11 protein-coding genes are annotated in these 12184 nt (G+C 44.5%); 1 reads left to right on the top strand and 10 read right to left on the bottom strand.

Annotation, left to right across the window (positions count from 1 at the left end; genetic code table 11):
• Positions 1-115 precede the first annotated feature (115 nt).
• The 10 genes from fabF to rluC form a co-directional block, all read right to left on the bottom strand.
• Positions 116-1363: a beta-ketoacyl-ACP synthase II gene (fabF, locus tag QZ019_RS07155; RefSeq protein WP_295483646.1), complete on the bottom strand. Its 1248-nt coding sequence runs from the start codon at positions 1361-1363 to the stop codon at positions 116-118.
• A gap of 138 nt (positions 1364-1501) precedes the next feature.
• On the bottom strand, positions 1502-1747 hold the full coding sequence (gene acpP, locus QZ019_RS07150; protein ID WP_009142622.1) for an acyl carrier protein: 246 nt from the start codon (positions 1745-1747) through the stop codon (positions 1502-1504).
• A 180-nt stretch (positions 1748-1927) separates the two neighbouring features.
• Positions 1928-2671 carry a 3-oxoacyl-ACP reductase FabG gene (gene fabG, locus QZ019_RS07145; protein WP_295483641.1) on the bottom strand — a complete coding sequence of 248 codons (744 nt, stop codon included), beginning with the start codon at positions 2669-2671 and terminating at the stop codon, positions 1928-1930.
• A 21-nt stretch (positions 2672-2692) separates the two neighbouring features.
• The gene (gene fabD, locus QZ019_RS07140; RefSeq protein WP_295483638.1) at positions 2693-3628 is read right to left on the bottom strand and encodes an ACP S-malonyltransferase; all 936 of its coding nucleotides are present in this window, start codon (positions 3626-3628) and stop codon (positions 2693-2695) included.
• A gap of 43 nt (positions 3629-3671) precedes the next feature.
• The gene (locus QZ019_RS07135) at positions 3672-4622 is read right to left on the bottom strand and encodes a beta-ketoacyl-ACP synthase III (RefSeq protein ID WP_294568109.1); all 951 of its coding nucleotides are present in this window, start codon (positions 4620-4622) and stop codon (positions 3672-3674) included.
• Positions 4623-4878: 256 nt separating this feature from the next.
• Positions 4879-5895, bottom strand: coding sequence for a phosphate acyltransferase (locus QZ019_RS07130; protein ID WP_295483635.1), 1017 nt, complete (start codon positions 5893-5895; stop codon positions 4879-4881).
• Between the two features lie 26 nt (positions 5896-5921).
• Positions 5922-6104, bottom strand: a complete 183-nt coding sequence (rpmF, locus tag QZ019_RS07125) for a 50S ribosomal protein L32 (protein ID WP_009142616.1) — start codon at positions 6102-6104, stop codon at positions 5922-5924.
• A gap of 293 nt (positions 6105-6397) precedes the next feature.
• Positions 6398-6937, bottom strand: coding sequence for a YceD family protein (locus QZ019_RS07120; RefSeq protein WP_295483631.1), 540 nt, complete (start codon positions 6935-6937; stop codon positions 6398-6400).
• A 77-nt stretch (positions 6938-7014) separates the two neighbouring features.
• Positions 7015-7722: an HAD family hydrolase gene (locus QZ019_RS07115; protein WP_295483629.1), complete on the bottom strand. Its 708-nt coding sequence runs from the start codon at positions 7720-7722 to the stop codon at positions 7015-7017.
• Between the two features lie 36 nt (positions 7723-7758).
• Positions 7759-8721 carry a 23S rRNA pseudouridine(955/2504/2580) synthase RluC gene (rluC, locus tag QZ019_RS07110; protein WP_295483626.1) on the bottom strand — a complete coding sequence of 321 codons (963 nt, stop codon included), beginning with the start codon at positions 8719-8721 and terminating at the stop codon, positions 7759-7761.
• 548 nt (positions 8722-9269) lie between these two features.
• Between rluC and rne the strand changes: the two genes are divergently transcribed.
• The gene (gene rne, locus QZ019_RS07105) at positions 9270-12107 is read left to right on the top strand and encodes a ribonuclease E (protein WP_295483623.1); all 2838 of its coding nucleotides are present in this window, start codon (positions 9270-9272) and stop codon (positions 12105-12107) included.
• The last annotated feature ends 77 nt before the right edge of the window (positions 12108-12184 follow it).

The following is a 12184-nucleotide window of genomic DNA, read 5'->3' as shown; positions in this document are numbered from 1 at the left end:
AATAATAGTTTAAATTTTTATATTAAAAATTTTGCTGCCAGTATTTTCGGATACAAAAAAATCCCCAAGTTTTACCTTGAGGATCTTTTTAACTTAAGCTTTTAAAACTTAATTATTATTCAGCACGTTTGAAAATAAGTGAACCGTTAGTACCGCCAAAGCCGAAGCTATTTGATAAGGCGTACTCAAAATCATGTTTCTGAGCAACATTAGGTACTAAGTTAAAATCACCTACTTCAGGATCAGGATTTTCAAGATTAATAGTCGGAGGACACATCTGATCGTGCAGTGCCATAACGGTAATTACGGCTTCAATAGCACCGGCTGCGCCTAAAAGGTGACCGGTCATGGACTTCGTGGAGCTCATGCAGGTGGCCTTAGGAGCGTCGCCGAAAATTGCCTTAACGGCGCGCAGCTCTGATAAATCACCGATATGAGTTGAAGTACCGTGAGCGTTGATATAACCGATCTGCTCAGGCTTAATTCCTGCATCACGAATTGCATTTTCCATGGAAAGACGAGCACCTGAACCGTCTTCAGCGGTTGCGGTCATATGATAAGCGTCACCGCTCATGCCAAAGCCGACAAGCTCGGCATAAATCTTAGCGCCGCGAGCTTTAGCGTGCTCATACTCTTCCAAAACCAGAATGCCGGAACCGTCGCCCAAAACGAAGCCGTCACGATCCTGATCCCAAGGACGGGATGCTTTTTCCGGATCGTCATTGCGGGTAGACAATGCCTTAAGGGCGCTGAAACCGCCGATACCCATCTGGGTAGAAGCTTTTTCAGATCCGCCGCATACCATGGCATCGGCATCACCGCAAGCAATAAGGCGAGCTGACAAACCGATAGCATGAGTACCTGATGCGCACGCGGTTACGGTTGCGAGGTTAGGACCGCGCAAACCTTTTAAAATCGATAAATGACCTGACACCATATTAATAATGGTGGAAGGAACGAAGAACGGACTGATGCCGCGAGGTCCCTTATGCACTAAAGCAGTGATATTCTGCTCAATTAAACCGAGACCGCCGATACCGGAGCCTACCATTACACCGATGCGGGTAGCGTTCTCCGGGGTTACTTCCAAACCGGAGTCTGCCAATGCCATCAAGCCGGCAGCAATACCGTATTGAATGAACAAGTCCATCTTACGTTCATCTTTACGGGTAATACCCCACTGCTCGGGATTGAAATTCTTGACCAGACCAGCGATTTTAACTGAAAAGGCGCTGGTGTCGAAATGCTCAATGGTAGAGATGCCGCTCTTGCCTGCTAGGAGGGACTGCCAAGACTCTTCTGCTGTGACGCCCACCGGGCTTAACATACCCAGACCGGTAACTACAACCCTGCGCTTTTGCACCGTAGATGCCTCCAAAAACAAAAAATATGAAACTCAATACAAAAACGGAGATGACTAAAGCATCTCCATCATTTTTTATAATCGGTTCTGTTTAACTGAACCAAACATGCAAACGGCGGGTAAACCCGCCGCGGCTAATTATTTATCCTGATGGCTCTTGATGTAGTCAATTGCAGCCTGAACGGTATTGATCTTCTCTGCGTCCTCATCAGGGATTTCAGTCTCGAACTCTTCTTCAAGAGCCATTACGAGCTCTACAGTATCCAATGAATCGGCACCCAGATCATCAACGAAGGAGGCCTCAGGTACGACATCTTCCGGCTTAACGCCTAACATGTCAACGATAATCTTCTTTACGCGATCTTCAATATTGCTATTGCTCATTTCTTTTTGTTCAGTCTGCTACGCAGATCCGTCCTATGTTAGAAGAGGTTGCCCGACCCAATGCCGGAAACCAAAATGATGAAGCGATTATATATGTTTTATTTAAATTTTGGTAGTCTAAATAGCTAAAATTACTCATTAAAACTACCAAAACTAAAAATAAATCACAATTTTAAAATTTTAAGCGCAATGTAAACCGCCGTTTACATCGATAGTTGCACCGGTAATGTACGAAGCCATATCGGATGCTAAAAATACTACGGCACCGGCGATATCGGTAACCTGACCTGCTCTTCTTAACGGGATGCCGTTAATCCAAGCTTTTAACTGATCTTCTTTTAAGACCGCGGTCATATCGGTTTCAATAAAGCCGGGAGCCACGCAGTTAACGGTAATACCGCGCGGAGCCACTTCTTTTGCAAGCGAGCGGCTAAAGCCGATAAGGCCTGCCTTTGCCGCTGCATAGTTGCATTGACCTGCGTTGCCGATTTCACCTGTTATAGATGAAATATTAATGATTCTGCCGCTGCGCTTTTTCATCATGGGGCTGATGCAGGCACGGCACAAACGGGCAGCTGATGATAAATTGCAGGTAATAACCGCATCCCAGTCCTCATCTTTCATGCGCATGAAAAGACCGTCACGGGTAATACCGGCGTTATTTACCAAAACATCAGGAGTACCGTATTTTTCGGTAACTGCGGCAAACAACGCATCAATGCTGCCGTCTTCTAAAGCGTTTAACACAAAACCTGAACCCTTACCGTTTAAATACTCGGTAATGGCGTCAGCGCCTTTTTGTGAAGTAGCGGTACCGCATACGGTAGCACCCAAAGAAGCAAAAGCTTCGGCAATGCCTTTGCCGATACCGCGGGAGGCACCGGTTACCAAAACGACTTTACCTGTAAAATCAAGTGAAAACATAGCTATTCCTTATGTTTAATATTACTTAATAAGCTCAATTGCTTTATTAAGAGAATCTTCATCACAGATATTGGCAAGCTCAAGAGATTTATCAATCTTACGGTTAAGACCGCAAAGAACTTTGCCCGGGCCGCATTCAATTAAAGCAGAAACGCCGTCAGCCTGCATTGCCTTGACACACTCGACCCAGCGAACCGGACCTACAAGCTGCAAAATAAGAGCCTTAACGACTTCATCTTTTGCCGTTAAAGGCTTGGCGTAAGCGTTGCAGTAAACCGGGATTGCGGCATCCTTTAAAGTAATGGATGCAAGTGCTTCCTGAAGCTTATCGGCAGCGCTTTGCATCATCGGGCAGTGTGAAGGAGCGGAAACAGCAAGGGGAACTACGCGCTTAGCACCGTTTTCGGCAAAGAATTTAGCGGCGCGATCAACTGCGTCCTTGGCTCCGGAAATAACGACCTGACCCGTGGTATTGAAATTTGCCGCCCATACGGCATCACCGTCTTTTGATACGGATTTGCATCCGTCAATAACAACTTCATCGGCAAGACCTAAAACTGCGGCCATTGCGCCCTGTCCCTGAGGAACGGCAGCCTGCATGGCCTGACCGCGAAGACGAACAAGGCGCAAAGCATCAGCAAAATCTAAAGCACCTGAAGCAACCAAGGCGCTGTACTCACCCAAAGAGTGACCTGCAACGGCTGCGGGAACTGCGTCAATGCGAGCTTTTAAAGCTCTTAATGCGGCTACTGAAGCTGCCAGGATAGCCGGCTGAGTAACTTCAGTCTTATTGAGCTCTTCAGCAGGGCCTTCTAAAGAAATCTTTTTTAAATCATATGAAAGAGCATCATTTGCTTCTTCGTAAGTACGTTTAACTTCAGGATCTTCAATAAAGGAAGCGAACATTCCGACGCTTTGCGAGCCTTGACCCGGAAAAACGACTGCGAATTTTTTCATAACGTTAAAACTCCATTAAAAGCCCTAAGGCTGAAAGTAGAAATCAGTAACGAACCAATGCCGAACCCCAAACGAAACCGCCGCCGAAAGACTCAAGCAAAAGCATGTCTCCGCGCTTGATGCGACCGGAGCGAACACCTTCATCAAGAGCTAAAGGAACTGAGGCGGCCGAGGTGTTGCCCTGTTTATCCAAAGTAACAATTACCTGCGACATGTCCATCTTAAGCTTGCGGGCAGTTGCAGCGATAATGCGCAGGTTGGCCTGATGAGGAACTAAAAAGTCCAAATCCTCATAAGAGACTCCAGCCTCTTCCAATGTATCGGTAACCAAAGAAGATAGAACGCCGACTGCGCGTTTGAACACCTCATTACCCTTCATATAAAGATATTCATCATGAGGGTTATTGCGAATAGGATAAGGAAGGCGCAGCAAATCTCCCGATTTAGGATCGGATGAAAGCTTAATGGCTAAAGTACCAGGTTCATCGGATGCTCCTAATACGCAGGCGCCGGCACCGTCACCGAATAAAATAATCGTGGTGCGATCGGTAGGATCACAGGTACGTGACACAAGGTCAGAGCCTACAATCAGCACTTTTTTAGCCTGCCCTGAAAGGATCATGCCGTGAGCCACGCCGTAAGCATAACTAAAGCCTGAGCATGCTGCAGCCAAATCAAATGCCGCGGCATTTTCAATTCCTAGTTTTAAAGCGATTTCACAGGCAGTTGACGGAAACGCGTATGTAGCGCTTGTTGTAGCACAAATAACAACATCTATTTCACCTGGTTCGACATTTGCCGCTTCAAGAGCATTTTTACCGGCAATTGCGCCCATTGAGGCTGCCGTTTCATCAGGTGCTGCGATTCGACGTTCCCGGATACCGGTTCTTTCAATGATCCACTCGTCTGAAGTTTCGACCATCCGCTCCAAATCAGCGTTAGTCCGTATTGTTTGCGGTAAATATCCGCCGGTACCTAGAATTTTGGTATACAAAGCATCACCATTTAAATTTTCGCCCGCAGGCAGAATTTTAAAGTCGACGAAACTTCTCTTTAAGAAGATTCATCCTGCTTCATGCGGCATGTTATGCCGCCTGGAAAAAACTTTTCTATAAAAAATAAAATTATGGCTAAAACCACTTAACTTTTAAGTATAGCATGACATGTTAAACCATGCTAAACAAAAGAAAAGCAAGACCCTATTTTCCCTTAAATGATTCGGGATGAAGCCTTGCTTTTAATATTAATTGTTAACGTTTGGATACGGTGCGTTCTAATTCTTCTTTCATTAAACCGTATAAATCGCACTGTGCGGCTTTTGCAGCTTCCACCATGGCAACGGCCAAAGCTTCGTCGCCTGCCGATGCATGGCTTTTAACCGCGATACCGTTAACCCCGAGCAAAAGCGAACCGTTATACTGCCAAGGCGTAAGCCAATCCGGGCAGGCAAGTTTGGCAAAAAAGCGCTTTATGCCCGATGATTTGGCAAAAATCGAAGCAACACCCTCAGCTGCCTTTAAAGCGACATTGCCAGTAAAGCCGTCAGTCACGATAACGTCGCAATCACCGCAGAAAATACGATTAGCCTCGACAAATCCTTCAAACAATAAGTTATTGTCGGATTTAATTAATTCTTTTGCTTCCTGAATCAGACGATTGCCTTTTCCCGCTTCCGTACCGACATTCAAAATCGCGATGCGCGGATCGTCTATTCCCTGATAAAGCTTGGCCGCGGCGTTGCCTAAAATGGCAAAATCATATAAGTCTTCAGCACTTGATGAAGCATTAGCCCCTAAATCAAGCATTAACGTAAAATGACCGGGACCGGACGGCATGCGGGCACACAGGGCAGGACGCACCCGCCCTATCGTACCTAAAATATGGCGGCATAAAACCACGAAAGGACCGGTACCGCCACCTGAAACGACGGCTTGAGCTTCACCGTTTTTAACCGCTTCAACGGCAAGACGCATCGCTGATTTACGATAGCCTGCCAATACTTCTTTAGGATCTTCGTCTTGAGGAATATTCTGCGGAGCCAAACGAAATTCGTAACGTTTTGCATCAACGTCGGCTTTGGCTAAAGAAGATGATAAATCAGATGGTCCGAAAATAATTAATTTGAGCGAAGGATATAAAGCTAAAGCGAACCTTACGGCATTTACCACGGGCAAAAAACCGAGATCTCCGCCAGTTCCGTCTATAGCTACAACTATTTCTTTTTGCTTCGTCATGTACGTTAACGGGGCGTCAGGTAAACCTGACACCCCGTTTTCCTATTCAGTGAAATCGATTATTCTGCGTCTTTAACGTCAATAACCTTAACACCGCGATAGTAACCGCTCTCGGTTACATGGTGACGAAGATGAACTTCATCGGTTACCTTATCGACGGACAACTGACGGGCAGATAATGCGTCATGGGTACGACGCTTGTCACGACGTGAACGGGACTGGTGGTTCTGCTGAACGGCCATTTTTGTCTCCTAAGTTAATATAGTACGGCGGAGATGTCTTTACCCCGCTTCTAAAACTTCAATCCTGACAACCACTAAAGTGGTTCTGATCGCAATATTATACGTGGTTTTTTCACTCTTTACAAGACGGAAGTCCACGCCGTTGCGAAAACTTTAGCCTTTTAAATCAAAATACCGCCTAATCTTTTATGAAAAACGGCAACGATTTAAAAGCGAAAGAATTCTACTGTTATTAAATGCGAAAAAAAAGATCTTTTTGCAAAAAATTTCACTTATCGACCTGAATATAAGAATTAATTAAGCTTTCCTTTTAAATCTTTAAGCACGGCAAAAGGATTTAAAACCTCTTCATCGCTCTCATCCTTATATGTCCAGGACGAACCTTTGACATCACATTCTTCTTCATTTTCATGGCGGGCAACGGTAGGAAGCTCCAAAAGAAGAGAATCCTCGATAAAAGCATAGAGATTAAACAAACCGTCTTCATCCAAATCAATGATATCAAGGCGATCTTCAATTTTAAGTTCTAAAGCCTTTTCTTTATCGCAAGTTACACAAAAAGGAGCATTGATTACTGTAGAAAAAGGTTTGCCGCAGCGCTCGCAGATAAGCTTTAACTTACAGGAAATCTCACCTTCAAGCGTGCTAAGACCCTGCAAATCTTTATAAAAATGCAGTTTAACTAATGCCGGCTCTTCAATTTCCTCGCAGGCATCTGCAAGACGCGTCATGATCTCATGATTAAGTTTAGTCTCATAAACGGCATCCTGCTCTGCAAGACGACCTAAATCAATTCTTTCAGGCAAAGCGCATAAGCTGTTTTCTTGTGACATATCTTTTTTCTCTTTTAGTTAAAAAGTCATTTTCTACAAAAGATAATTCTAAAAGATCAAAATACGGATCTTAATCTTCAAGAAAAAAGTTTTATAAGATGCGACACATCAGGAACTGTAATTTCCGGTTTTAAAGCCTTAAAACCGTCACCTGACCATACTCCGCTTTCCACCGCACAGGAGTGAGACTTTGCGTTATGATACATTTCAATATCCATTCCGGCGTCCCCTACTCCCAAAAGCTCCTGCGGTTTTAAAGAAAGACGTTCTGCAACCTTAAGCATCATCGCTTTATCCGGTTTTGACGGCACTTCATCGCCTGAACATATTGCATCAACAAATACGTCAAGCTTGGTTTCTTTTAAAGTACGGTTAACGCCTGCTGTCGATTTTCCCGAAGCAATACCGATTTTATAGTTCTTATCTTTAAGTAAAGTAAATAATTCGTAAACTCCGCTAAAAAGAATGTTCTGCCTTAATTTTTCATCTGCCGCGTAATAGCTGCGGTAAGTAGCGGTTACGTTCTCCCCCAATGCCTTTTTATCTTGAGGCAAAAGAGAAGTAAGACCTTCTAAAAGTTTTTTGCCGATAATCGACTTAATATCGGTAACAGGAGGTATCGGCAGAGAATAATGAGAAAAAGTAAGACGCGTACATTCAATAATTTGGCCTATCGTATCGGTAAGCGTTCCGTCAATGTCAAATACCACGGCCTTTATTTCATGTTTAAATAACTGAAATTGTTCCGTGTCAACCAAGTCGCGTTTGCCTTCAGTAAAATGCATAAAAATCTCTAAACCTTATTTAAACCACATTCCTGCTTACTTTTTTAAAATCTCAACGATTTTACGCAGTTCCTCAGGCAGCGGAGCTTCAACTTTAAGCATTTTTCCGCTTAAAGGATCGGTAAAAGTGATTTTAGCGGCATGTAAAAACATGCGTTTTAACCCTAAAGCTTTAAGTCTTTCGTTAAATTCCTCACTGCCGTATTTAACGTCACCGCCAACCGGATGTTTTACATAAGCGCAATGAACACGGATCTGATGAGTTCTTCCCGTATGCGGCATGGCAGCCATCAAAGTGGCGTCATTAAGCTCTTCTACAATGTCAAAGCCAGTGGCGGACGGTGCTCCTGACTTAAAATTAACTTCAACCATACGCTCACCAGAGCGCAGTTCATTGCGAACAAGCGGTGCCTCCACCAATTTAAGACGACGATCCCATTTGCCCGGAACTAAAGTCAAATAGCGCTTTTTTACCACGCGCGAGCGAAACTGCTCATGCAGATTGCGAAGAGCCGAGCGACGTTTAGCCACGATAAGGCAGCCTGAAGTTTCACGGTCGAGGCGATGGGCTAGTTCTAAAAATGAAAACTCAGGGCGCAATGCTCTTAATGCCTCAATTAAGCCAAACTCAATGCCGCTGCCGCCGTGAGCTGCAATTCCTGCAGGTTTATCCACAACTATAAGAGCATCGTTTTCAAAGCAAATCCTGTCTTTTAAATTCTGGACAGAATGAAGATTAGCCGACGGGATAATGACCGGGGCTGTCGATACTCTTACAGGAGGAACGCGAATTTCATCTCCTGTACAAAGCTTATATGAAGGCTCGGCGCGTTTTTTATTTACCCGCACCTCACCGCGCCGCAGAATACGGTATATCATGCTGCGCGGAACGCCTTTTAATATACGCAAAAGATAATTATCAAGACGCTGACCTGCATCATCTGCCGAAACAGTTTTATAACTTACCTTTAAACTCTGCTCTTGTTTGACAATTGACACTTCATTACCTTTAACGAGAAAAACCTTCACCCTGCGGCAAATCTAATTTATATGAAAGTCTTTATATTACTTATAAAAATGCCGTCAAATTCTACCACAAATATCTTTAAACAAACCGCGATGAAAATATTGAATGAAATTATCTTAATTATCAATGCAATAAGCTCTGATTTTCAAGCTTTTTCCATAAAAATGAATCGTTTATAGTCCTTGTATAAAACTAAGTCTTATCGCATAATATGCGCAAGAAGGATACGGTAACCTCTATAGTTCATGGTTCCTCCCTTCATTAGGCAGACAAGTCTGCACAGGACGCCTGTGCGGTCAAGCCTTTTAAGCGATGCGCGCCTTAATTGACTTTGATTAAAGATTTGCTGCGGTTGCATCATGATGACCCCACCATTAGATGGAACGGCGAGTCTTCATGCTGCGTAAATTTACCTTATGGGTAATGAAAAAGTTAATTGCTTGATCTGTCTAAAGTATTTTTTAGGCAGTGTATTTTTATTAACTTTAAAAACCCGTATACCTTAAAAGGATCTTTTCAAGTGAAAAGAATGCTAATCAACGCCACCCAGCAAGAAGAGGTGCGCGTAGCTTTAGTCGACGGTCAGAAGCTGTACGACCTCGACATCGAATCTCCACAGCATGCCAACAAAAAAGCCAATATCTATAAAGGAATAATCACCAGAATCGAACCGAGTCTTGAAGCCGCATTCGTTGATTACGGCATGGAAAGACACGGTTTTCTTCCTTTAAAAGAAATTGCCCGCGAATACTATCCTCAAGGAACCAACTTCTCCGATCATGCAGCCATGAAAGCAGCGCTGCGCGAAGGTCAGGAAGTTATCGTTCAGATTGAAAAAGAAGAACGCGGTCAAAAAGGCGCAGCATTAACCACCTATATTTCCCTTGCCGGCAGTTATTTGGTCTTAATGCCCAACAATCCCCGCGCCGGCGGCATTTCTCGCCGTATTGAAGGCGAAGAGCGTGCCGAGCTTAAAGAAGCACTTGAGGGAATTGAAATTCCTCAGGGTATGGGCGTAATCGTACGTACGGCAGGCGTCGGTAAAAGCGCTGAGGAACTTTCCTGGGATTTATCCATTCTCACCAAGCTTTGGGAAATGATTAAAAAGGCAGCTAGCTCCCGTCCGGCACCTTTTCTTATTCATCAGGAATCATCTATTGCTTTGCGTGCAATCCGTGATTATCTGCGTCCTGACATCGGTGAAATTTTAATTGACGATCGCAACGTATTTGAGCAAATCCGCCATTACGTCGAACTCGTTCGCCCGGAATTCACGCAGAAAGTTCACCTGTACGCCAGCGATATTCCGCTTTTTAGCAAATTCCAGATTGAAAGCCAGATTGAATCAGCTTATCAGCGTGAAGTAAGACTCCCGTCAGGCGGTGCCATCGTTATCGATCCGACCGAAGCCTTAACTTCAATTGACGTCAACTCCGCAAAAGCAACCCGCGGCGGGGACATTGAGGAAACCGCGCTTCAAACTAATATCGAAGCTGCTGAGGAAATAGCCCGTCAGCTGCGTCTTCGCGATATCGGCGGTCTTATCGTCATCGACTTTATCGATATGACTCCGATAAAGAACCAACGTGAAATTGAAAACCGCATGCGTGAAGCCGTACGTCAGGATAGAGCGCGCATTCAATTTTCAAGGATTTCCCGTTTCGGACTTTTAGAATTATCCCGTCAGCGCCTGCGCCCGTCTCTTGAAGAGTCAAGCTCTCACGTTTGCCCTATGTGCCAAGGACAGGGAACCGTTCGTGACACTTCCTCATTAGCTTTATCGATTTTGCGTCTTATTGAAGAAGAAGCACACAAAGATCATCAAGGCGACGTCATCGCTATCGCTCCTGTCGAAGTAGCAACTTTCATTTTAAATGAAAAGAGAAAGCACGTAAGCGATATCGAAAAACGTCACAAAATAAAGGTTTCCATATTGCCCGATCAGCACATGATGCCGGCACAATACGAAGTTCACCGCATCACGGCAAATGGCAACGGCAACGGATCCATAAGTACCGATCTGCTTGAAGAAAGAGCAAAACAGGCTCGCCGAGTTCTGCAGGAATCTGCTGTGGAAAATTCAAGCAATGATACTGAAGAGCAAAAAACTTCAGAGCCTGCAATCAATTCTGAAGTGATCACTGAAATGGCCGCAATTCCTAAACGTCCGGCACCGCGTGAAGTAAAGCCCAGACGTAAGGAAGAAGTTGCACAAAAATCCTTACTGCAAAAAATAATAGAGTTTTTAAGTAAACTCTTCTCTTCTGCCCCTGCCGAAGAAAAGAAGCCGGCTAAAGGACAGCGTAAAGATGATCGTGCCTCCCGCAGCAACTATCGCCGCGGTCCTAACTCCCGTAACGGAAAGGCAGCCGGTCCAAGGAATGCGGAAAAAGCCGAAAAGCCTACTCGCACCCGTACTGCAGGCAAAGCAGGTGCTGGCCGTAAAAACACTTTAAAGGAAGAAGCAGTAAGAGAGCAAAAGGCAAAAACTGCACCTCGTCAGGTTAAAAACACCGAGCGCGAAGAAATAAAAGCTGCAGAAAATGAAAACATCCGCAAGCAAAATCCTCCTCGCCCGCGTCGTGTTGCCTATATTACTGCTGAAGAAAATGAAGCTCGCGAAAAGGAAGCTTTATTAAACAAAACCGCAGCAGCTGAAAAAGGCTATAAACCTATGCCTATCACCTTCATAAGCGAAGGTTCAGGACAAGGTCCGGATGAGGCGGTTCCTTTTAGCGGAGAAACAAAAGGACGTGAGCTTGATGCAGGAAAAGACTTCGAGCGTTCAGTAAAGGCAGGCGGTTTTGCTGCCGCAGCTGTAGTTACCGGAATAGAAGGGATCAGCGAACCTGAGATTGCAGTTCCCGAGTTTAACGGTGAACATGCTTCCCGTGATTACGATAACGGTAATGCACTTGAAGTTGCAGGTCGTCCGGGCGGTTTTAATGCCGCTACCGCACGCGCTTTTGAAAAAGCTTCTCTTACAATAAAAGAAGTTGAAAACGAAGCTCCTGCTGTAAATGAAACTAAACCTACGGATGCTGTCAAGGAAGAAACGGTCATAGAGAAGATTAATGAACCTTCTCCTATGCCTAACCCTTATGAGCATAGCGTCAAAGAAGAAGCAAGCACTGTTGACAATTCTGTTGTAGCTAAAGCTGCCGATCTTCCCGATCCTTATGCCAACAGTCCGCGTGAAAAGATTGATCCGTACGCTCACTCCCCTCGTGAAGTGAAAGAAGAAGTCATTTTTGATGACAGTACAGAATCTTTAGAAAGCAATGCTGAAAAAGAGAATTCTGATATCAAACCTGCAGAAGGTTATGATGATAAAGAAACCTCTTCACAGCAGAACTAATTTCTTCTAATAGCATTTCGTTAAGAGGGTGACTAAAAAGTCACCTTCTTTTTTACCTGAAAAAAGCTCTTAATTTT

The organism is uncultured Succinatimonas sp. (genome assembly GCF_905203285.1).
Classification (GTDB): Bacteria; Pseudomonadota; Gammaproteobacteria; order Enterobacterales; family Succinivibrionaceae; genus Succinatimonas.
This window is presented reverse-complemented; position numbering and strand designations above follow the sequence as displayed.